Source organism: Paenibacillus nuruki (assembly GCF_963311185.1).
In the GTDB taxonomy this organism is placed as follows: domain Bacteria; phylum Bacillota; class Bacilli; order Paenibacillales; family Paenibacillaceae; genus Saccharibacillus; species Saccharibacillus nuruki.
The window spans coordinates 552619-575698 of the sequence record NZ_OY725677.1; the positions used below are offsets into that span (position 1 = coordinate 552619).

Here is a 23080-nt window from a genome sequence, read left to right on the forward strand (position 1 = left end):
GAATAGTGATCCTTGAAATATATTTTTAAAAAATGTATAAAAAATGTATAATATGTGAAATGAGATGGTTTGAACTGTTCAGCTAGATTCTGATAGAGATGTGGGATGATAAAAGCCGTGGATAATGACAAACAACGTTTGAGTATAGAGACAGCAAGATTGTACTACCTTTCTGATCATAGCCAGCAAGAAATAGCGACCAAGCTAGGCGTTTCTAGACCGACTGTATCTCGCTTACTACAGTATGCCAAAGAAAAAGGGTATGTGCGGATAGATATTGTAGATCCTCTCGAAGATCTGGATGCACTTGGAGAACAATTAAAAAAACGTTATGGATTAGATACGGTACATGTCTGTTATTCACCGATCAATGAGTACAAAGAAATCCAAAAGCATATCAGCAAACGTGCCGCCGATTATTTGCATGAGACGGTTAAAGATAGTGATATTATTGGAGTGACCTGGGGAACTACGATGTATGCTGTTGCAGAACATTTAGAGCAGAAGCAAGTACGCGGAGTTGAAGTGGTACAACTCAAAGGCGGGGTAAGTCACTCGCATGTGAACACCTATGCGGCTGAAACGGTCAACCTTTTTGCAGAAGCGTATCACACGATTGCTCGCTATTTGCCATTACCCGTTATTTTCGACAGTATTGAACTTAAAAAAATGGTAGATGAAGATCGTCATATTCAGCGTATTATTGAACTGGGTAGACAAGCTAATATTGCTGTTTTCACCGTAGGAACTGTAAAAGAAGATGCTCTTTTATTCAGACTGGGTTATTTTAACGAAGAAGAACAGCGATTGTTACAACAAACAGGAGCTGGCGATATCTGCTCACGCTTTTTTGATAAACAGGGTAATATCTGTAGCCCAGCTATCAATGATCGCACGGTAGGCATCGATCTGGTTGATTTACGAAAAAAAGAAAAATCGATTTTGGTCGCTGGTGGACAACGTAAAATCGAAGCGATTGAAGCTGCTCTAGTTGGCAAATACGCTAATATTTTGGTAACCGATCAATTTACAGCTCAAGCTTTATTAACATAAATATCAAAAAGTGATTTGCCTTATAAAACAGCCCTCTACACGATCCAGTAGAAGGCTGTTTTTTTGTATATCTAATTCATAAGCTTGTATTGACAATAGTTTTGTTTTGAAATAAAATTAGTTCGAATTCGAACTAAAGAAAGAGGGGAATGTATTGAGTCAGAGTGATATAGATAGATACAAGCAACAGGCACAAGATGCTTTATCTAGTCCGACTCCTTTAATCAAAAAAACATATTTAACGATCAAGCGTCAGATCGAGCAGTCGTTACGATCTTTAAATATAACTTCTCAGCAGAGTCAGGCATTGCACGAAATAGCGATTCAACCCGGGATTACCAATCATGAGTTAGAACATCAACTGCTTATTGAGAAATCAAGCGTGACTAGCTTAATGAATGGTATAGAAAAAAGAGGTTGGATTATACGTAATGCTCATCCTGATGATGCTCGTATGAAGCAAAATACATTAACTACAGCAGGCGAGCAAAAGTATATTCAGGCTCAACAAGCCGTTAATGAAGTCAAAAGCCGTTCGACACACACATTTACAGCTGAAGAATTAGAGCATCTCAAACAGCTATTAAACAAATTAATTCATGTTTATCAATAAAATAGCAACGGTATACGTAGAGAGGATGACAGCATAAGTGGCAACAGAAACAGAAAGAGTCTATCCCAATGGTGAGAAATTAATGCGTGTACTTGCATTTACGTTAGTATTCTCGGTAATGAATGCTTCGATGTTCAATGTAGTGATGCCTACGATTAGTAAAGAGTTCAATATTGGAGCCGCCGATGTGACATGGTTATTAACCGGTTATATGATTGTTTATGCAGTAGGTTCTGTCGTATACGGCAAGCTTGCCGATAAATACCGACTCAAAGATTTATTGACGTTCGGTCTGATCTTTTTTGCTTTAGGTTCTGTCGTTGGCTTAGCAGCGACTGAATTTTGGATGATGGTTGTAGGGCGTGTTCTACAAGCCGCCGGAGCTGCGGTTATCCCAGCAACCGCTATGATTGTGCCTGTTCGTTATTTTTCACCTGAAAAAAGGGGACGTGCTCTCGGTACAACAGCGATTGGATTATCATTAGGAACCGCTATTGCACCCATCGTTGCAGGTCTGATTACGAGCTTTGGAAGCTGGAGATTTTTATTTTTACTATCGTTATTTCCTTTAATCGCTTTACCATTTTTCCGTAAATATCTAGATGATTATCGAGGAGAAGCGCAGAAGATCGACTGGATCGGTGGCATCTTGCTAGGTGGAACTGTAGCGATGTTACTATTAGCGATCTCACAAGGGCAGTGGATGTACGCTATAATTGGTGCCATCTTATTGATTTTATTTATTGTTCGGATACGTACAGCGGCAGAGCCTTTTATTCAGCCCAAATTATTCAGCAATAAACAGTATTCTTTTGGATTGTTGATTGCATTTTTGGCAACAGGACTTAGCTTTGGACTACCTTATGTCACTCCACAATTTTTAAGTGGATTGAATGGACTATCTCCAGCACTGATTGGACTAATTATGTTCCCGGCTGCGATTTGTTCTGCTTTTCTAGGTCGTCAGGGCGGTAAGTTAGCTGATCGCAAAGGCAACCCATTATTAGTCTATATTGCAACGACATTAATCTTTATTTGTTTTATTACGTTATCGACTTTGGTTGGGGTGTCTCCTTATGTGGTGATGTTTATTCTTATTTTTGGTAATGTGGGTCAGACGTTTATGCAGATTGCGATGTCTAACACGATTTCACGTACATTGACCAAAGATCAAGTAGGAGTAGGTATGGGATTATTCTCTTTACTTAACTTTATAGCTGGAGCGATGGCAACCAGTATTATTGGTAAAATGATCGAAGCGAATCATGGTTCAGTTCATTTTAATCCAGTAGCAGTGTATGCAGATGGATATGTATTTAGCAATATCTTTTCGGTACAAGCCTTGTTAGCGATTGTGATTATCGTACTTTATTATGCTCAATCGAAAATGACAGGCAAATCCTCTTCACTACCACGCAAAGCATAATGTAACGAGACTTCAGGAGATCAATGACCTGAAGTCTTTTTTTATTCCACTATGCAATCGGTTACTTATAAATAGCTTTTGAAAATGAAAGTTATTTTAGTACATGACATCTCAAGTAACATAGTGTTAAAATAGGAACAGCCTGCGCAAAAAATAAAGCTGTGCTGTAAGCCTTTGATTTGTCGTGAACATAATTTCAAAAACTGTTTTACATATGTTCAACATGGTGTTATGATGTGGATGTAAGAGCTGAACAGTTATTTGTCAAACAAACCATTCACTCAAAGGAGATTAACAATATGAATTTAGCTAAATTGATCGACCATACGTTATTGAAAGCGGATGCTACACAAGCAGAAGTGACTAAATTGACAGAAGAAGCTAGAAAATATGAGTTCGCATCTGTATGCGTTAACCCAACATGGGTAGCTTATTGTGCAGAACAATTAAAAGGTAGCCCTGTCAAAGTATGTACGGTTATCGGATTCCCTTTAGGAGCAACAACTCCAGAAGTGAAAGCTTTTGAAGCAAGCAATGCGATTGCAAACGGTGCTACAGAAGTAGACATGGTTATCAACATCGGTGCTTTGAAAGATGGTAATAACGAGCTAGTGCAACGTGATATCCAAGCCGTAGTTAATGCTGCTAAAGGTAAAGCTTTAGTTAAAGTTATTATCGAAACTTGCCTACTTACAGACGAAGAAAAAGTTCGTGCTTCTGAATTGTCTGTCAAAGCTGGAGCAGATTTTGTTAAAACATCAACTGGTTTCTCTACAGGTGGAGCAACACCAGCAGACGTAGCTTTGATGCGCAAAACGGTAGGACCTGATGTTGGTGTTAAAGCATCTGGTGGCGTACGTAATCTTCAAGATTTAAACAACATGGTTGAAGCAGGTGCAACACGCATCGGTGCAAGCTCTGGCGTCAAAATCGTTGAAGGCGAAGAAGGAACTTCTTCTTACTAGCATTTGGCATCATAAATGCGACTTCTTTTAGTAAGATCAAAAGTGATTTTTGCAAAGCAAAATATCTTACCTAAAGCATTTGGCATCATAAATGCGACTTCTTCTATTAGAATTAAAAATGATTTTTGCAAAGCAAAATATCTTATCCGTTAGAGGAGAGACCTATCCATGAAAGATCAATTGATTCAAGCAGCAATAGAAGCACGTAAAAATGCATATGTACCTTATTCCAAGTTTCAAGTAGGCGCTGCACTGCTCGCAGACGGTAAAGTCTACGGGGGATGTAACGTGGAAAATGCTTCTTATGGTCTTACCAATTGTGCAGAACGTACAGCTATTTTCAAAGCTGCATCTGAAGGTCAACGCAAGATCGAAGCGATTGCGATCGTTGCGGATACTGAAGGTCCGGTCTCTCCTTGTGGTGCTTGTCGTCAAGTCATTGCTGAATTTAGTGATGAGAATACGAAAGTATACCTGACTAACCTTAAAGGTGATGTTACCGAGTGGACAATAGCTCAAATGTTACCAGGATTTTTCCAAGCGCATGACATGGATCATAGTCAGCCAGCAGAATAATCCAAAAAAAGAATGTATCCGCAAGGATTTGTTCTTTTTTACGAATAATGTAAGCGCTTAATGTATAATTTCTGATTATTTCAATTTGTTTCAAAAGATTTTAAATACGTGGTTATGATTATGAAGCAGAGTGCAGAATGGGAGCTAATTATTTATGAGTTATATTATCGCAATTTTGGGTATTCTTTTGGTGTTTGGATTAGCTTATTTGGGAAGTAATAATAGAAAAGGTATTCGTTATCGTCCATTATTTGTCATGGTTGTACTGCAAGCGATTTTAGCATTCGTGCTCCTTAATACAGTCGTTGGTACATGGGTAATCGGAGGATTTGCAACTGTCTTTACACATTTATTAGCATATGCTGGTGAAGGTATTAGTTTTGTATTTGGTGGATTTGTCTTTGCAGAAGGTTCTACACCATTTTTCTTAAGTGTTCTTATGCCTATCGTATTTATTTCAGCATTGATCGGTATTCTGCAATACTTCAAAATTCTACCGTTTATTATTAAGTACATTGGTCTTGTGCTCAGTAAAGTAAATGGTATGGGTAGACTAGAGTCGTATAATGCTGTAGCATCTGCGATCCTAGGTCAATCAGAAGTATTTATCTCTGTTAAAAAACAAATCGGTGCGCTTCCTAAACACCGTCTGTATACGCTTTGTGCATCTGCTATGTCTACGGTATCGATGTCTATCGTAGGTGCATATATGACGATGTTGAAACCTGAATATGTTGTGACTGCATTAGTGCTTAACTTATTCGGTGGCTTTATTATCGCTTCCATTATCAATCCTTATGTTGTTACAAAAGAAGAAGATATTCTAGAAGTACAAGAAGAAGAGAAACAGTCATTCTTCGAAATGCTGGGCGAATATATTTTAGACGGATTCAAAGTTGCTATTATTGTAGCAGCAATGTTGATTGGTTTCGTAGCATTGATCGGTATGATCAACGGTCTATTCGGATTAATCTTCGGTATTACGTTCCAACAAATCTTAGGTTATATCTTCTCACCATTTGCATTCATGATGGGTGTACCTTGGAGTGAAGCTGTAACAGCTGGTAGTATTATGGCAACGAAATTAGTATCCAATGAGTTTGTAGCGATGCTAGATCTAGTGAAACACACAGAACTTAGCTCACGTACACTAGGTATCGTATCTGTATTCTTAGTATCATTCGCTAACTTCTCTTCAATCGGTATTATTGCTGGTGCGGTTAAAGGTCTACACGAGAAACAAGGTAATGTTGTAGCTCGTTTTGGACTGAAACTATTATATGGTGCTACACTAGTAAGTGTGCTTTCTGCTACAATTACAGGTCTGTTCTTAAAATAAAAGATCACTTGAGTATATGACAACCTATGAATATGAATCGTGATCGTAGATTTAGAATTCATAAATGATCGCAGAATTCCTTACCTACTTTTCAAAAAGCAGATATAGGTATAACATAGAGCATTTGGTACACTATTGTTGCATAAGCATGATAGCAACCAAATGCTCTACTGCGCATTTTGGACAGAGTAGGGTATATGAACACTGTAGACATTTTGAAAAGTTGAAAGGGGTAATACAAATGAGCGAATTTAAACGTATTCATCTAGTAGTTATGGATTCAGTAGGTATTGGTGAAGCACCAGATGCAGCTGAATTTGGAGATGTTGATGTAGATACATTCGGACATATTGCACGCGAAAATGGTGGACTTAACATGCCACATATGGCAAGTCTAGGATTATCGAATATCAGTGAGATTCAAGGCGTACCTGTAGCAGATCAACCACTTGCTTATTACACTAAAATGCAAGAAGCATCCCGTGGTAAAGATACAATGACAGGACACTGGGAGATCATGGGATTATATATTGATACACCGTTCCGTGTATTTCCAGATGGATTCCCGGATGAATTGATTGGGCGGATCGAAGAAAAAACAGGACGTAAAGTCATTGGTAACAAACCGGCAAGTGGAACAGAAATTATGGATGAGCTAGGCGAAGAGCATGTGAAAACAGGCGCACTTATCATCTACACTTCTGCAGATTCCGTATTGCAGATTGCAGCACATGAAGATGTTGTTCCTTTGAAAGAATTGTATGAAATCTGTGAATTCTGTCGTGAGATTACACTGGAAGATCCGTACATGTTAGGACGCATTATCGCTCGTCCATTTATCGGTGAAGTCGGTAATTTCCAACGTACATCCAACCGTCATGATTATGCACTCAAACCGTTCAAACCGACGACAATGAACGCTTTGCAAGATGCAGGTCTAGACGTGATTGCTATCGGCAAAATTGCTGATATTTACGATGGCGAAGGCGTAACAGAATCGATTCGTACCAAGTCTAATATGGACGGTATGGATCAACTGGTCAACGTACTAGCGAAGCCTTTCCACGGTCTAAGCTTCTTGAATTTGGTTGACTTTGATGCTCTATTCGGACACCGCCGCGATCCTAAAGGATATGCTGATGCACTGGAAGAATACGATGCTCGCTTACCAGAAGTATTTGCAGGTATGGAAGAAGATGATCTATTGATCATTACAGCCGATCATGGTAATGATCCAACCTACACAGGTACAGATCATACTCGTGAATATGTACCATTACTTGTCTATTCCAAACGTTTTGCAAATGGTGGTAAAGAATTGCCATTACGCACAACATTCTCAGACATCGCTGCAACTGTAGCCGAAAACTTCGGTGTAACAAGCCCAGAATACGGCACAAGCTTCCTGTCTGATCTTAAGTAATATTCAAAACACGGATCAGAGTTGTAAATAAGCTCAATGTTAAATATTCTAATTTGTTGTTTCCCCGGTCAAGCGAGTCCCCAGCGCCGACCACCCATCTTTATGTTTTTGTGATATTGTTGCATCCGCACAGAGCGAAGGCTAACGGATTGGAGTGTAGCCTCTCCTCGTAAGGATAGATATCGACTGCATCAGCAGTCTTTCAAGATATCTATCCTTACCAGAGAGCGGAACCCAATCCGTTAGCCGTAGCGGTACAACCAAGCAAATCAAACCTAAACACATACTTTGGAGGTTTTTATAAAATGAGCGTTCATATTGAAGCAAAAGCTGGCGAAATCGCTGAAACGATTCTTTTACCAGGCGATCCATTACGTGCTAAATACATTGCAGATACGTATCTTGAAGATGTAGTCTGCTATAACCAAGTGCGCGGTATGCTTGGATTTACAGGAACATACAAAGGTAACCGTATCTCTGTACAAGGTACAGGTATGGGATTGCCTTCGATCAGCATTTACGTGAATGAATTGATCAGCGAATACGGCGTCAAAAACTTGATCCGTGTGGGTACATGTGGTGGTATGCAAGAAAATGTACGTGTTCGTGACGTGATTTTGGCACAAGCATGTTGTACAGATTCCAGTATGAACCGTCATATTTTCGGCGGATACGATTTCTCACCTGTAGCAAGTTTCCCTTTACTCAAAGCTGCTTATGATCGTGGCGTAGAAAAAGGTCTGAATTTGCATGTCGGTAACGTATTCAGTTCAGATTCATTCTACCGTGACGACAAAACCGTTACAGGATTGTTAATGCAATACGGCGTACTAGGCGTTGAAATGGAAACAAGTGCATTGTACACATTAGCAGCGAAGTTTGGCGTAAACGCATTAACCATTTTAACAGTAAGTGATCACTTGCTAACAGGTGAAGAAACAACATCTGAAGAAAGACAATCTACATTTAACGAAATGATGGAAGTTGCTTTAGATGCAGCAATCTCTTTCCAAAAATAAAACGTACAAGGAGCTAGAATAATTATGAGAATGGTAGACCTTATTGAAAAAAAACGTGATGGTAAAGAACTAACAACCGAAGAAATTAACTTTATTATTAATGGTTACACACACGACGAAATTCCTGACTATCAAATGAGCGCATTCGCAATGGCGGTCTTCTTCAAAGACATGACAGAGCGCGAACGTGCAGACCTAACGATGGCTATGGTGAACTCTGGAGATACAATCGACCTATCCGCTATCGAAGGAGTCAAAGTCGACAAGCACTCTACAGGCGGTGTAGGCGATACTACAACATTGGTATTGGCTCCTCTTGTAGCAGCATTGGATATTCCAGTAGCTAAAATGTCTGGTCGTGGTCTAGGTCACACAGGCGGTACAGTCGATAAATTAGAAGCAGTAGAAGGTTTCCATGTAGAAATCACAAACGAAGAATTTATCAAATTAGTGAATGAAAACAAAATCGCTGTTATCGGACAAAGTGGTAACTTAACACCTGCTGACAAAAAGTTATACGGCTTGCGTGATGTAACAGCAACCGTAAACTCCATTCCATTGATCGCAAGTTCAATCATGAGTAAAAAAATCGCTGCTGGATCAGACGCTATTGTATTGGATGTTAAAACAGGTGCTGGCGCATTTATGAAAACAGCAGAAGATGCTAAAGAATTGGCTCATGCAATGGTAAGTATCGGTAACAACGTAGGACGCAAAACAATGGCTGTTATCTCAGATATGAGTCAACCGCTAGGTCTAGCAATCGGTAACTCTCTTGAAGTAAAAGAAGCAATCGATACATTAAAAGGTGAAGGTCCTGCTGATTTGGAAGAATTGTGCTTGGCACTTGGAAGCCAAATGGTATATCTTGCAGGTAAAGCAAGTTCACTAGAAGAAGCAAGAGAAAAATTGAAAGAAGTTATTGCTAACGGTAAAGCGTTGGAGAAATTCAAATTATTCCTTGCAAGCCAAGGTGGAGATGCTTCGGTTGTAGATCAACCAGAACGTTTGCCACAAGCGAAATTCTTGATCGAAGTTCCTGCGAAAGAAGATGGATTTGTAGCTGAATTGGTAGCGGATGAAATCGGTACAGCAGCAATGTTGTTAGGCGCTGGTCGTGCAACGAAAGAATCCGAAATCGATCTTGCTGTAGGCTTGATGTTGAACAAAAAAGTAGGCGACGCTGTTAAAGTGGGCGACTCTTTAGTAACAATTCATGCTAACCGTGAAAATGTAGACGATGTATTGAAAAAACTATACGAGAGTATTCGTATAGCAGATCATGCTGACGCTCCAACATTAGTATACGGAACAGTAACGGAGTAATAGAGATCCTTTTTTAATAGATTAAAATAGACAAACCCTCGACGATTGAACATTACGTTCACTCTGGTCGGGGGTTTTTCTGTTTTAAGGATATAGAGTTAATAGAAAATTCGATTATAATGTCGAATAAATTAGACTTGGGAACTATTCAAAAAATGGCTAAAATGGATCGATATATAGTATAGACTATCTATCCAAATTGAATATTCTGTATGCAATAAATATAAATCGTAATACATTTACTAGACATAAGAAGAAAGGAGTAGAGAGGTACATTGAATTTACACCAATGCCTACAGAAAATCGAGCAACAACGTCAAGAAATGCACCAATTGGCTGAAATGTACGGATTCTCAGATAACCGTGTTTTAGATAAATCCCAACAATTGGATGAGACCCTCAATGAATATAATCAATATGCTACCCTCTATAAACGAACACATATGAATATGTTATAACACTACATCAATAGTCCAATTGCTAAGATAGCTACACCACCTACAACAATAGCTCCAAAAGCAATATAGCCAAACCAACGTATTGGAGCAGGCATATCCGAGATATTTTCGATATTTCCAGTACGTGGCACGCCTAAAATCGTATGATTATGCTCGGTTACACTATTAAAAGAAGAATCTCTAGGTACTTCGATAATAGGCTGTTCTTCTGTAGACGAATGATGAGGTTGTGTCATAGCCTTGTCCTCCATGTTAATCAAATTGATTTAGGTTTATGTACAATAAAAATCTTAGCTGACTTCTACTCTAGGAATTAAGATCTTTTGGCAAATAACTTCGCAACCAACCAACGTATAGCGATTACAAAAGCAATCAATACAATCACAGATAAAATAAGCCCGTATACACCTACACCTTGTAACATAACATTCCCTCCTTTATATTAAATAATATACTAAAAATGAAATATATTTCAATTTCGCAGTATTTATACTATTTTGCGATAAAATAAGTTGATTTAATTGGAAAATAGCATAAGATAAAAGAAACGATATCTGAGAACGCTTACAACTGGTTAAACAAAAGAAAGTGGGTGTCCTATGGAAAATGTAGTGACCGTTATTTTTACAGATGAATGTAAGGCATACCGAGCTTTATCTACTCTTCGACATAGTCGTATTACCGAAGGATATGCTGTCTTGGAAGCCGCTATTGTAGCACGAGAAAAAGGCAAAGTGGTATTTTGGGATGGATTTGGTACACATGGATCACTGGCAGGTGAATGGACAACAGGTGGACTTTTGGGGTCAATGATTGGAATTTTTGCAGGTCCGTTAGGTGTATTGTTAGAACGCAGTATCGATTCGATGATTAGTATGCCATTTACTCATGAAGTAGCAGAACAAGAAATGGGATTGATCCAATCTACGTTGTATACATTAGATGAGGGGCAAATGGCTTTAATCAGTATTGTGCAAGAAAATAATGTAAGCGTATTCAATTATGTGTTGAGTCAATTGGGTTCTCAATTTGTCTGTCGGCATGATGTGATCGATGTCGAAGCAGAAATAGATCAAGCCTATGAAGTAGAGCGTGAATTACAACGTGAAGCTCATCAACGTATGAATAATCAGCGTCATGAATATTTCAAAAATGGATCAGACGATGTACGGGATCGCATTCGTTCTCAATTTGAACAGTTAAAGCAGAACTTTTGATAAGCTGGCGACTTCAATACAGAATACAACAAAAGCATCTTGCTAGAAGAACTGAACGAGTCAATGGTTCAATCTCTTGTTGTAGCAAGATGCTTTTTGGTATGTGTTCTTTATAAAAGAAAAAGCTAGTTTATTCATCTATTTTGACCATTTGTACATCCGGTAGGGATTGTAATAGAGGAACAAGGTCTTTTGGTTTGATAGTGGTATTCAATTGAATGGAAGCTTGTAACAGTAAATAGGAAGGAACGGACTCCTTAGCGTCAGTCATCGATTTTTCGATTTCAGAATGTAAACTAAACACATGAATCTGGTGCTGATCCAACGCATCCAGGATCGATGGGATAGCTTGCTTATGATTTACGATCCGTACAGTTAGACGATGGGACACACGAGTCGCTACAAGCGGCTTACGATGACGATGCATTGCAAATTGTACAACTACAATCAACAGGGTGACTCCGATCCCTAGCGTGTACATACCGGCTCCTATGCCCATCCCTACTCCAGCTGTTGCCCATATACCGGCAGCTGTCGTTAATCCTTTTACTTTTTGCTTATTCATAAAAATAGTGCCTGCTCCTAGAAAGCCCACTCCACTTACAATCTGCGAAGCTACCCTCGAAGGATCAAGGGATACATTGCTCCAATTTCCCATATCGGTAAATCCATATTTGGATATAATCATCATTAAAGAAGAACCGACCGCTACGATAAAATGAGTGCGAATCCCGGCTTCTTTTTGGCGACTACTCCGTTCATATCCGATAATAGCTCCAGCCAATCCTGCAATTAATACTCGCAAAATATGTTCTATTGTTATCCATATCATTCCTATAATTTCCTCCTTCGCAAGATCATTATCCTAAAAAGTATATACCCCAATTGCAGAGAAATATGTTGCTTCACAGCGTATATACCATGTTCAAATAAAGCGATAAAGGGTAAGAATAATGATGGAATTATGTCTATTACAATAAAACCAAGTAATTTTATCGGAAAAAGAGTTGACGTGTGACGAAAGACAGTGTACTATACAATTTGCAGTACGTTATTAATAAGTAGTGAATCACCAACGATAAGTGTGATCACCAACATCTGAGAGGGGTATTTTCAAATGAAAAAATGGGGTTCTTTTACACTGGTTATGATACTGACCATGCTTGTTCTTGCAGCATGTGGTAACAGTTCTAATACAGCAACGACAGGCAATACCGATACATCTGGAGCAACCAATACAGACACAGCTTCTTCTAGCAAAGTAGCTACATTGGAATCTGTAAAAGCTAGTGGTAAATTACGTATTGGTACAGAAGGAACATATGCACCATTTACGTTTCATGATGAAAGTGGTAAATTAACTGGTTTTGACGTAGATATTGCAACAGAAGTCAGTAAACGTCTGGGTGTAGAACCTGTATTTACTGAAGCTGCTTGGGATAGCTTACTAGGTGGACTAGAGTCGAAGCGTTTTGATACGGTATTTAATGAAGTAGGTATTACAGAAGAACGTCAAAAAACATTCTTATTCTCTGATCCGTACATCGCTTCCAAAGCAGTACTTATCGTACGTGATGACAATACAGATATTAAATCGTTTGCTGATCTAAATGGTAAAAAATCTGCTCAATCTTTAACAAGTAATCTAGCTCAAATCGCTAAAGATAACGGTGCAGAAATCGTTTCTGTTGATGGATTTACACAAGCAGTAGGATTGTTAACTTCTAATCGTGCTCAAGCTACAATCAATGATAACTTGTCTTACCTTGATTTGAAAAAGCAACAACCAGATGCACCTATCAAAGTTGTAGCTGAAGAAGCAAATGCTTCTCAAAGTGGTGCTATTTTCAACAAAGGCGGCGAAGATTTGGTTCAAGCTGTGAATAAAGCGTTAAAAGATATGGTAGATGATGGAACATACTTGAAAATCTCTGAGAAATATTTCGGAGAAGATGTATCTAAATAATACACTGAGTCTCACTTTGTATATATGCGACGATAACGATATCTTGACGAATAAACACTCGTCAAGATATTTGTACGTTGTAAGCCTTTCTAAGATATTTACTTAGCATTGCATGTACAAGAGAGATGAACCCAAATTGTCGAAATAAAGGATGTTAGAATATGGACGATCGTCAAATCGAGATACTTGTTAATTCTTTTTGGCCTATGCTTGAAGCCGGAATACGTTTTACTATTCCGTTAGCTATTTTTTCATTTATTATTGGTTTGATTTTGGCTGTATTAACAGCATTAGCCCGATTATCTGGCGTGAAAATTTTAGATTTTATTGCACGATTTTATATTTGGATTATCCGAGGAACTCCTTTAATTGTGCAGTTAGCGATTATCTTCTACGGATTGCCTACGATTGGAATCGAATTAGATCCTTTTCCAGCGGCATTAATTGGTTTCTCTTTGAGCGTAGGGGCATACGGTTCTGAAATTGTACGTGCAGCGATTCAATCGATTCATAAAGGGCAATGGGAAGCTGCCTATTCACTTGGAATGACACGTGGACAAGCATTACGCCGAATTATTCTTCCTCAAGCTGCTCGTGTATCATTACCACCATTATCGAATTCATTTATTAGTCTAGTGAAAGACACTTCTTTGGCTGGAACAGTAACGTATGTAGAATTATTTCGGAAGTCTGAAGAAATTGTAGCTACCACGTATGAATACTTATTAGTGTATTCAGAAGCAGCAGTTATTTATCTAGTATTCACTTCAATTTTATCCTTTTTCCAAAATAAATTAGAAAAACGACTAGGTCGCTCGTCAGCGGACTAACTCATATATAAGAATCGCTATTGAAGAAGTAAAGGAGAGATTAGCCGATGATGATCGAGATTCGTAATTTGCACAAGTCATTCGGTGCATTGGAAGTACTCAAAGGAATTGACGTAAGCTTAGACAAAGGAAAAGTGCTGGTTATTATCGGACCGTCTGGTTCAGGTAAAACCACGCTACTTCGCTGTATGAATCTACTGGAGACTCCTGATCAAGGAACAATCAAGTTAAGTGATCGTTCATTAGATTTTCAAAAAGGTCGTAAAGTGTCTAGCAAAGAAGTGACCGAACTTCGTAAACGGACAGGTATGGTTTTTCAATCGTATAATTTGTTTCCTCATAAAACCGTTATTGAGAACGTTATGGAAGCTCAGATTACGGTGCAGAAAAAAGTAAAGAAGATGCTCGCAAATCCAGCCAAGAATTACTTGCCAAAGTAGGATTAGGCGACCGTGGTAATTCTTATCCACACCAATTATCTGGTGGACAGCAACAACGTGTTGGTATTGCACGTGCAATGGCGGTTGAACCTGATGTACTCCTTTTTGATGAACCTACTTCTGCACTTGATCCTGAATTGGTTAGTGAAGTGCTCAAAGTCATTAAGCAATTAGCGATTGAAGGTAGAACAATGGTAATCGTAACGCATGAAATGAAATTTGCAGCTGATGTCGCTGACCATGTGCTTCTGATGGATGGTGGATACATTATAGAACAAGGACATCCCAAAGATGTACTCAATAACCCACAAAGCGATCGTGCGAAGCAGTTCCTTAATCGCCTAACAGGTGAAGACATCTAACAAATTAGATTATAAATGCTCTATTCAGGGTATAAAATAGCATAAAGGTAACTAGCTTGAGAGAGAAGAAAATCGTACAGACGAATATGTATGGTTTTCTTTTTTTCTATATTTAGAGACATATAAGGGGATGAAGGAATGAGAAGAATATTACATACATGCAAAACCGTCATATTAAGTACAGTATTGATCGCTACGTCTGTTGGGATATATGCACCGATGACTCATGCGGCTACCGAGAAAGAGTCACTTAAACTTTCAGCACGTGCTTCGTATTACGGACAAGTGGAAAATGGAAAGCCTAACGGAACAGGTACGATTCGCTGGGGAGATTCCAAATCATATGCAGGACAGTGGGTAGATGGGATACGGCAAGGTACAGGGAAATATGTAAATCAATATACGGTCAAAGGACGTACATTTGTCGTGACATACAAAGGCGAATGGAGCAAAGATCAGCGCAATGGTCTGGGCGAAGTCAGACAAACGATCAAAAATAAAGCAGGTAAAATAGAAGCGAATTTGATTCAGCAAGGTCAGTTTGAAAATGATGTGTTTAAAAAAGGATATACTGTGACTCAAGCATTAGCAGATCCTGCCTTTAGCTTTAATTACAAAGATAGTGATCTATGGTTACAGATTTATGGAGATAACCAAAATATCTCGCAATACTGGGCAACTGGTAAATTCACGCAGATTCAATACCGGAAAGGAAAGATTGATAAAGAGTACTCTATCTTTCCAGAAGAAGATGCTGCTAAGCAATTAGCCAATCAAGCCAACTTGAAATATTTCAAAAAGATTCAACCACAAGTGTCTACGTATCTTAAAACATTCCAGACCCTTTCTATCAAAGTACCAGTTACTTCATCTTAAAATAGAGCCATTTATCGTTATCCAAAAAGTAGTTCAACACAGCCTCGGTAGAGATGACGTTGAACTGCTTTTTTTGTGATTTGGACTCAAAAAGAACATTCTTTTAAAATAAATTTAGAGATTTTTTTGTCGAAATTCTATTAATATTCGACCTACATTTAGAATGATTAATAAAAATATTTCTACATGTTGTATTCATAATGTATATTTTTTCTATAAATAATGAGCTAAAACTTCTAAAAAGGGTAATATGATAGATCGCAAAGGTGGATAATTTGAGCAGATTACTATAAGATAGCTGTGGAACACTTAACTTCATATTTCAGGAGGAATGTAACGATGACTAAAGTCAGAGTAGCAGTTATAGGTTGTGGAAGTATTGCGGAACGTCGCCATATTCCAGAGTATGCAGAACATCCGAATGTAGAATTGGTAGCGTTTGCTGATCCAATTATAGAACGTGCTGAAGGTTATGCGAAACGTTTCGATGCCAAAGCATATAGTGATTACAAAGAATTATTAGCAGCTGGTGGGTTCGACGCTGTAAGCGTGTGCACTCCGAATATTTTCCATGCTGAAATGTCGATTGCCGCTGCAAATGCAGGCGCACATGTACTGGTGGAGAAACCAATGGCTGTGTCTGAAGAAGAAGCACAAGCAATGATTGATGCAGCTAAAAAGAACAATGTGTATTTGATGGTTGGTCATAATCAACGTTTGATGCCACCACACGTCAAAGCCAAAGAAGTATTGCAAACAGGCAAATTGGGTCGCGTACTGACTTTCCGTACGGCTTTTAGCCATGGAGGTCCAGAATTCTGGAGTATTGATGGTAAAGAAAGCTGGTTCTTCCGTAAAAACGAAGCGATCATGGGTGCGATGGGTGATCTAGGCGTACATAAGTCTGATATGATTCGCTGGTTGCTAGATGACGAAGTGGTTGATGTGAGTGCATTTATCGGTACATTGGATAAAAAAGATACAGATGTCGATGATAATGCTATTTGCTTGCTTCGTATGAAGAGCGGTGCAATCGGTACATTAGTAGCGAGCTGGACAGCTTATCGTGGTGAAGATAACGGCACATACTTGTGGTGTGAGAACGGTATTATGAAAATTGGTACCGATCCTGATGATCAAGTGATTGTCGAACTTCGTGACGGTACAGTCGAGAAATATCGTGTAGGTGCTATTTCTACCAATGACAAGCAAGAAGTTAGCGGTGTAGTAGATGCCTTTATCGAATCTATCGTTACCAATACACCACCATCTATTTCAGGTGAAGAAGGCAAAAAATCACTATCTGTAATCTTATCTGCTTTCCAATCTCAAGCGGATAACAAAACTATTTCTTTATAAAATAAGCTACAAGTAGCCAAACAACAAAATAGTATTACCAAAAAGCTGTTACCTTCGTATCGAGGGTAGCAGCTTTTTAGTATAGATTTTTAGTATGAATTTGAGACGGGATTATTGATTATGTTCAAATACATAATCGCTAAGCAAAGACATTTATCCATTTGATTATGTTTTATCGTATACGGTATAAGATTGAGCTAACGGATGACCAAGTGGAGAGTGGATCGTTTCTGTAGGTCTAGCAGGTTGGGCTGTTGGGATCGGCTCATTTTCTTCTTCTGTCCATTCTCCTGCAAGTACAGCTTTCATTTTCTGTGTGTCCAACATACCTTCCCATTTGGCTACGACAAAAGCAGCTACACAATTGCCCATAAGATTGGTGAATACACGCATGGTATCCATAAATCGGTCAGCACCGAGCAACAGTGCTACAACAGCTACAGGAAACGCATTAAGTGCTGCGGCTGTAGCCGATAACGCTAGAAAAGCGGAACCCGGTACACCAGCCATTCCTTTTGAACTTAGCATCAACACAGTTAAAATAGTAATCTCTTGTCCTAAGGTCAGATCGATGCCTACTGCCTGTGCAAGAAACACGGTAGCTAGAGATAAATAGATCGAAGCACCATCTAGATTAAAAGAATATCCTGTTGGTACAACCAATCCGACTACTGCTTTATCACAGCCCGCTTTATTCAGCTTTTCCATCATACGTGGCATAACGACTTCAGACGAAGCTGTACCAATCGCAAGCATAATTTCAGAACGAGTGTATTTGATAAATTGCAATAGATTCATACCTGTGATCCACCATGCCGCTAATCCCAGACAGATTAAGAATAAGATCGCAGCTAAGTAACAAGCAAGGATCAACATTCCATAAGAAGTCAATGTCGCTACTCCATAGGCACCGACCGTATAAGCAATCGCACCGAATGCACCAATGGGTGCTAATTTCATAATATAACCGACCACTTTAAAAATCAGCTCCATGATCTGATCGACCAGCGTCAGTACATTATGTTTTAATTGACTTTCACTAGCGGCAAGAGCAGTACCGAATAGACAAGCAAGTAGTAAAACTTGTAACAGTGCATTTTGCGCAAAAGCATCTACTGCACTGGTTGGAATAATATTGAGGATAAAGTCGACAGTATGTGGAAGTTCTGCGCCTCCTGTTTTGGCGGCTACAGCATTGGGATCAAGTGTACTGGCATTGATATTCATTCCCTCTCCCGGACGGAATATACGAGCAGCGACAAGACCTAACATGAGTGCCACCGTCGTAGCAAGCTCGAACCACAGGATAGCTTTGAGACCGATCCTACCGACTGCTTTGAGATCGCCTGCTTTGGCAATACCTGCGACAACGACGAAGAAGATCAAGGGTGCAATTAACATTTTAATTAATTTGATAAATCCGGTTCCAAGCGGTTGTAACTGCTCTCCAAAGTTAGGAAAGGCTATTCCTACACCAATACCGATCACAACAGCTACAATGATTTGAAAAAATAATGATTTAACAAAATTCATAATAAACCTCCTTGATATTCAAATGCTTAACGACACTACATCCTCATGGATTTGGAAAAGAATTATTTAGTCTATGTTGGTTGTATATTCTGCTTTAACTTATGTAGCATTTTATAACATTTGGTCAAAGTGGTTACTATAGATTTCGATATTTTTTGTATATTTCACAATTCAAACGTTTAAATTTTGAGTTTTATACAAAAATAAGCGAATGATATGTTAAAATAAGTAACATATCATTCGCTTATTTATTTTGAGACATTATGGTATAATATTGCAGTAACCTATTTTAATATTCAGGAGAGTGAACTTATTATGGCACGTACCCAGACTCAAAAAGCTATTCGTAAAGCAAAGCGTAGTGGCAGTTGGATTCCCGAATACAGTCGCAGAGCCAATGAAGATTATGCAGCCATCTCGCAACATACCCGTATGACATCTACCAAACAAGAACGATTACAAAAAGTAAAACACAAGAAGCATATCACACACGATGATGCTTCTTTTTTGTGTCTTTTAGTCAAATCGCCTGATCGCAGGTACGCATAACCCGATAATCACCAATAACATTCCAATCCCCGAAAATAAACTAATCGTAATCAGTCCACCAATCTGATCGGCTAACCAACCGATAAGTAGAAATCCAATCGGTAAAAAAGCGAATGAACCGAACATATCCAGACTAGCCACACGTCCAAAACTTTCCACAGGTACTAACTCTTGCAGACTCGTTTCCCAGACTAGCGCAAACATCATCAAGCCGAATCCTTCCAAAGCCATAATCATCACCATACCGGGTGGCCATGTAATCACCGATAATAAGAATAGAGCGATTCCGCTTAACAATGCTCCGCCATATCCAATCCAACCGCGGTTGCGCCACTGTTTTCGACTTCCAAATAAGACTGCTCCGATAATAGCACCAACTCCAGCAGATGTCATAGCCAGTCCATAGACAACAGGATCTAAATGATGATGAATTTTGAAAAGCCATGGAATAAGAACACTGGTAATCCCTACATAGCAAATATTCAAGAGCGAGAAAATTACAATTGTAATCCACAACCACGGCTGTTTTTGCAAAATAACAAATCCTGCGGTGAACTCTTGCCACACCGATGTTTTCACTGGAGAGTGTAGCGAATCGGTAGAAGAGGTTTGATCAATCGTCTGTTGCTTATGACGTTCTTGCTGACGTTTAGAGATAAAGTGCTTGCTAAGTAAAGTAAAACAAAGCAGTGAGAATAGATATGTAAGTGAATCCAAAGCAAATCCACTTCCGGGAGAAGCGACAGTCACCAGAATCCCACCTAATGTCGGACCTAGTAGACGGACGAACTGAATACTAACTTGGGTTAGAGCATTCGCCGCATTTCGAATATCAGGTGTAAATATTTCAGCACGTAAAGCAGAATAGGCAGGTTGGAATATACCTTCCATTAATCCATATAGAGCAAGTCCTACATATAAGACAGCTAAAGACAATTGATCTGTAAAAATTAAAATTGCACCACTCAGCATTAACACAAATCGGACGCTATTGGTCAATAAAATCAAGCGTACCCGATCGGTATGATCTACAATCCAGCCGGAGATCGGCAAAATAATCACAATCGGAAGCATATAGATCGTCATCGCTAGCCCCATAATGGTTGAAGAACCGGTTAACGTGTAGACAAGGATAGGCAAAATAATCATCGTAACCGAACTACCCAGCATCGCTATTAATTGACCTAACCACAGATATGTAAATGCTTTGGACTGACGTACAGGGGAGAGAAAACGTCGTATAACAGATTCTTGCTGTTCTTGCTCGAGGGGCATGTTCGATTTCTCCTTTTCAGCTCATATCATTCTTGTATTCAAGTGTATTCGTTCTTCTCTATACAATACTATACAAAAAAGACAATTCTCTAAAAGAATTGTCTGATCCAAAACCATATAAACGATCTCATGTATGTATGATCATTGATGATGATCTTCTAATGCATTATGAAATTTGAGTCTGTTCTACAGCATCACGTTGATGTTGACGGTGCAAGTAGCGATCAAATACAAAAGGTCCGAACGGAAGAATAGAAGCGACCAATCCTAAAATAGCTTGTTTAAACGATATTTTACGCAAAATCAAAGTCAATCCAATCGCCGCTACATAAGCTACAAACAATACCCCGTGAATCATCCCTACATAAGTCACCGCAAGAGGCATATTAGCAAAATACTTAAGAGGCATTGCGATCAGTACGAGAGCAAGATAAGATACCGCTTCCACGTTACCAATCACTCGTAACATACTTAGAGCATTTTTGATCATAAAGTATATTCTCCTTTATTCCAATTTTAATAATTCAAATATAACGTAAATGTTCTGTTAAAAGCACAATCAAAAGTTACAAAATATTGAAAGTACACTTTAATAAGAGATTATATACATAATAAATATTTATGATAACTTAGCTAACAATAATTAAATCTAAAAAATAGCGATTTCTTTCTATTTAACTATGAATAAGTAGATCCTATTGGATAAGAATACATATATTTTAGCATGATAATCCATTTATTTGGGCAATAGTCAATAGTTTATTTGGTAATTATCCCAAATAGTACTGTTGGATTTCAGTAGATTTAACGTATGTTTAAAAAGTAAACATTGTTAACATGAAAAACATCAAATACAAGAAATTATAGATGAGGTGAGTATATTGAGAAAGATAACAGGTGGAATTTTGGTTGGAATGTTAATTATGTTGACAGCGTGCTCTAGTTCAGCTCCAAATACGGCAAGCACATCAACCTCTTCAACAAGTACAGGTCAATCTACAGCATCCAATGTGATAAGAGTCGCCGTACAATCGGATGGCAAAACGCTTGATCCTCATACCGCTACAGATGCAGGCTCTATGCATTATATCGAAAATATGTACAGTACATTGATGCAATACAATGGTAAATATGGTGAAATTGAACCGGGACTTGCTGCATCGTATACTGTTTCGGATGATCTACTCACCTATACCTTTAAGCTACATCAAGGGGTGAAGTTCCACGGTTCTGGTAAAGAACTGACTTCAGCCGATGTGAAATATTCTATTGAACGAATTATTGATAAAGGAGTACGTGCAAATCAATTTACCGCAGTCAAAAGTATAGATACACCTGATCCATCTACAGTTGTATTTCATTTAAAACAACCAATGGCTCCTTTCCTTACCTATCTAGCGAACCCGATGAATGGCATTGTAGATAGCGATATTGTCAAAGCCAATAACAACAGCCTAGATAACGTAGATGCAGGCACAGGTCCTTTTGAATTGGTCAAATGGGATAAAGATCAACAGCTAACGTTGAAAAAGAATCCTGATTATTATGAAAAAGGGTTACCTTATTTGGACGAAGTGGATTTCAAGCCGATTGCAGATGCAACCGCTCGTACAACAGCTCTTCGTAATAATGAGATTGATCTGATTCTAGAAACGACAGAAAAAGAAAATAAAGTATTAGAAAATGTTGAAGGGATTACATTGAAGTCAGAACCCGGTACCTTTTGGGAATATATCGGGCTGAATGTCAAAGACCCTGCACTACGTGATGTTCGTGTGCGTCAAGCGATTGCCAATGCAGTAGATCGCAATCAGATCAATCAATTGGTGAAGTTAGGTAAAGCAACGGTATTGGACGGCGGAAATATTCCTCCGAATCACTGGGCATACCCTGATATTCATCCATATGCTGAGCGTAATGTAGAAAAAGCCAAGCAATTGTTACAAGCAGCAGGAAGCCCGGCTATTTCGCTTACACTCAAAGTCGGCTCTGAATATGATTATCAGGTGCAAGCTGCTCAAGTAATTAAGCAACAATTAGCTGAAGTAGGTATTACCGTCAAAGTGGAATCTCAAGAATCTAGCGTCTTTTTCGATGCACTAGGTAAAGGTGACTTCCAGATGGCGGTCGTTGGTTGGCAAGGATTTGTAGATCCAGATGAATATACCTATAACTTATTCCATACAGGTGAAGCTTATAACCAACAAGGCTACTCTAATCCAGAAGTAGATGCTTTACTCGAAAAAGGTCGCACGACTGCGGATGAAGCAACACGTAAAGACATTTACAAACAAATTGAGACCACTGTAGCTGATGAAGCTCCGATGGTATTCCTGTATATGAATGAACGTGCAGCCGCTTATCGTAATAATGTTACAGGCTTTATCGTGGAACCGACAGTTACTTCTATTTTCTTAAAACAAACCAAAGTAGAGTAGATTGAACTGTAGAATATAGCTGCTAGACATGAACATA

The 23080-nt window shown here is 38.8% G+C and carries 22 protein-coding genes and 1 pseudogene; 18 read left to right on the plus strand and 5 right to left on the minus strand.

Features of this window, described 5'->3' with window-relative positions:
- The first annotated feature begins 117 nt into the window (after positions 1–117).
- From deoR to RCP16_RS02600, 10 genes are all read left to right on the plus strand, one after another.
- The gene (gene deoR / locus RCP16_RS02555; RefSeq protein ID WP_069329277.1) at positions 118–1053 is read left to right on the plus strand and encodes a DNA-binding transcriptional repressor DeoR; all 936 of its coding nucleotides are present in this window, start codon (positions 118–120) and stop codon (positions 1051–1053) included.
- A gap of 154 nt (positions 1054–1207) precedes the next feature.
- Positions 1208–1666: a MarR family winged helix-turn-helix transcriptional regulator gene (locus RCP16_RS02560; RefSeq protein ID WP_308641587.1), complete on the plus strand. Its 459-nt coding sequence runs from the start codon at positions 1208–1210 to the stop codon at positions 1664–1666.
- An 82-nt stretch (positions 1667–1748) separates the two neighbouring features.
- Positions 1749–3092 carry an MFS transporter gene (locus RCP16_RS02565; RefSeq protein ID WP_069329279.1) on the plus strand — a complete coding sequence of 448 codons (1344 nt, stop codon included), beginning with the start codon at positions 1749–1751 and terminating at the stop codon, positions 3090–3092.
- Positions 3093–3391: 299 nt separating this feature from the next.
- A complete protein-coding gene (deoC, locus tag RCP16_RS02570) occupies positions 3392–4057 on the plus strand; it encodes a deoxyribose-phosphate aldolase (RefSeq protein ID WP_273594547.1) in 666 nt (221 codons plus the stop codon).
- Positions 4058–4225: 168 nt separating this feature from the next.
- Positions 4226–4633: a cytidine deaminase gene (locus RCP16_RS02575; protein ID WP_069329257.1), complete on the plus strand. Its 408-nt coding sequence runs from the start codon at positions 4226–4228 to the stop codon at positions 4631–4633.
- Between the two features lie 154 nt (positions 4634–4787).
- Complete coding sequence (locus tag RCP16_RS02580; RefSeq protein WP_069329258.1) at positions 4788–5972, plus strand: NupC/NupG family nucleoside CNT transporter; 1185 nt, start codon at positions 4788–4790, stop codon at positions 5970–5972.
- A 241-nt stretch (positions 5973–6213) separates the two neighbouring features.
- Positions 6214–7395 carry a phosphopentomutase gene (deoB, locus tag RCP16_RS02585; protein WP_137223376.1) on the plus strand — a complete coding sequence of 394 codons (1182 nt, stop codon included), beginning with the start codon at positions 6214–6216 and terminating at the stop codon, positions 7393–7395.
- Between the two features lie 305 nt (positions 7396–7700).
- Positions 7701–8414 (plus strand): purine-nucleoside phosphorylase, encoded by a 714-nt coding sequence (deoD, locus tag RCP16_RS02590; protein ID WP_069329260.1) that lies wholly within the window; start codon positions 7701–7703, stop codon positions 8412–8414.
- Between the two features lie 24 nt (positions 8415–8438).
- Positions 8439–9740: a pyrimidine-nucleoside phosphorylase gene (locus RCP16_RS02595; protein ID WP_069329261.1), complete on the plus strand. Its 1302-nt coding sequence runs from the start codon at positions 8439–8441 to the stop codon at positions 9738–9740.
- Between the two features lie 275 nt (positions 9741–10015).
- Entirely contained in the window at positions 10016–10198 is a 183-nt protein-coding gene (locus RCP16_RS02600; RefSeq protein WP_069329262.1) for an aspartyl-phosphate phosphatase Spo0E family protein, read from the plus strand.
- Positions 10199–10200: 2 nt separating this feature from the next.
- On the opposite strand, the gene RCP16_RS02605 is transcribed toward RCP16_RS02600, so the two are convergent.
- The gene (locus RCP16_RS02605) at positions 10201–10434 is read right to left on the minus strand and encodes a hypothetical protein (protein ID WP_308641588.1); all 234 of its coding nucleotides are present in this window, start codon (positions 10432–10434) and stop codon (positions 10201–10203) included.
- A 363-nt stretch (positions 10435–10797) separates the two neighbouring features.
- On the opposite strand from RCP16_RS02605, the gene RCP16_RS02610 reads away from it, so the two are divergent.
- Positions 10798–11415, plus strand: a complete 618-nt coding sequence (locus tag RCP16_RS02610; RefSeq protein WP_069329264.1) for a hypothetical protein — start codon at positions 10798–10800, stop codon at positions 11413–11415.
- 130 nt (positions 11416–11545) lie between these two features.
- Here the strand turns inward: RCP16_RS02610 and RCP16_RS02615 are convergent, their stop codons facing one another.
- Positions 11546–12247, minus strand: coding sequence for an MgtC/SapB family protein (locus RCP16_RS02615; protein WP_308641589.1), 702 nt, complete (start codon positions 12245–12247; stop codon positions 11546–11548).
- Between the two features lie 285 nt (positions 12248–12532).
- On the opposite strand from RCP16_RS02615, the gene RCP16_RS02620 reads away from it, so the two are divergent.
- The 5 genes and pseudogenes from RCP16_RS02620 (at position 12533) to RCP16_RS02640 (ending at position 17248) form a co-directional block, all read left to right on the plus strand.
- Entirely contained in the window at positions 12533–13381 is an 849-nt protein-coding gene (locus tag RCP16_RS02620; protein WP_137223382.1) for an amino acid ABC transporter substrate-binding protein, read from the plus strand.
- Between the two features lie 161 nt (positions 13382–13542).
- Positions 13543–14211 (plus strand): amino acid ABC transporter permease, encoded by a 669-nt coding sequence (locus tag RCP16_RS02625; protein ID WP_204823070.1) that lies wholly within the window; start codon positions 13543–13545, stop codon positions 14209–14211.
- Positions 14212–14261: 50 nt separating this feature from the next.
- Positions 14262–15013, plus strand: a pseudogene (locus RCP16_RS02630) (amino acid ABC transporter ATP-binding protein).
- Between the two features lie 138 nt (positions 15014–15151).
- Positions 15152–15889 (plus strand): MORN repeat-containing protein, encoded by a 738-nt coding sequence (locus RCP16_RS02635; RefSeq protein WP_308641590.1) that lies wholly within the window; start codon positions 15152–15154, stop codon positions 15887–15889.
- Between the two features lie 339 nt (positions 15890–16228).
- Positions 16229–17248: a Gfo/Idh/MocA family protein gene (locus RCP16_RS02640; RefSeq protein WP_069329269.1), complete on the plus strand. Its 1020-nt coding sequence runs from the start codon at positions 16229–16231 to the stop codon at positions 17246–17248.
- 165 nt (positions 17249–17413) lie between these two features.
- On the opposite strand, the gene dctA is transcribed toward RCP16_RS02640, so the two are convergent.
- Complete coding sequence (gene dctA, locus RCP16_RS02645; RefSeq protein WP_308641591.1) at positions 17414–18781, minus strand: C4-dicarboxylate transporter DctA; 1368 nt, start codon at positions 18779–18781, stop codon at positions 17414–17416.
- Between the two features lie 315 nt (positions 18782–19096).
- On the opposite strand from dctA, the gene brfA reads away from it, so the two are divergent.
- Positions 19097–19330, plus strand: a complete 234-nt coding sequence (brfA, locus tag RCP16_RS02650) for a ribosome rescue factor BrfA (RefSeq protein ID WP_069329270.1) — start codon at positions 19097–19099, stop codon at positions 19328–19330.
- Here the strand turns inward: brfA and RCP16_RS02655 are convergent.
- Both RCP16_RS02655 and RCP16_RS02660 read right to left on the minus strand, forming a co-directional pair.
- Entirely contained in the window at positions 19298–20605 is a 1308-nt protein-coding gene (locus RCP16_RS02655) for an MFS transporter (protein WP_308641592.1), read from the minus strand. The two genes, brfA and RCP16_RS02655, sit on opposite strands and share 33 nt — an antisense overlap.
- 166 nt (positions 20606–20771) lie before the next feature.
- Positions 20772–21095 (minus strand): DUF3817 domain-containing protein, encoded by a 324-nt coding sequence (locus RCP16_RS02660; RefSeq protein ID WP_069329273.1) that lies wholly within the window; start codon positions 21093–21095, stop codon positions 20772–20774.
- A gap of 391 nt (positions 21096–21486) precedes the next feature.
- Between RCP16_RS02660 and RCP16_RS02665 the strand changes: the two genes are divergently transcribed.
- On the plus strand, positions 21487–23043 hold the full coding sequence (locus RCP16_RS02665) for an ABC transporter substrate-binding protein (RefSeq protein WP_137223393.1): 1557 nt from the start codon (positions 21487–21489) through the stop codon (positions 23041–23043).
- Positions 23044–23080: the final 37 nt, after the last annotated feature.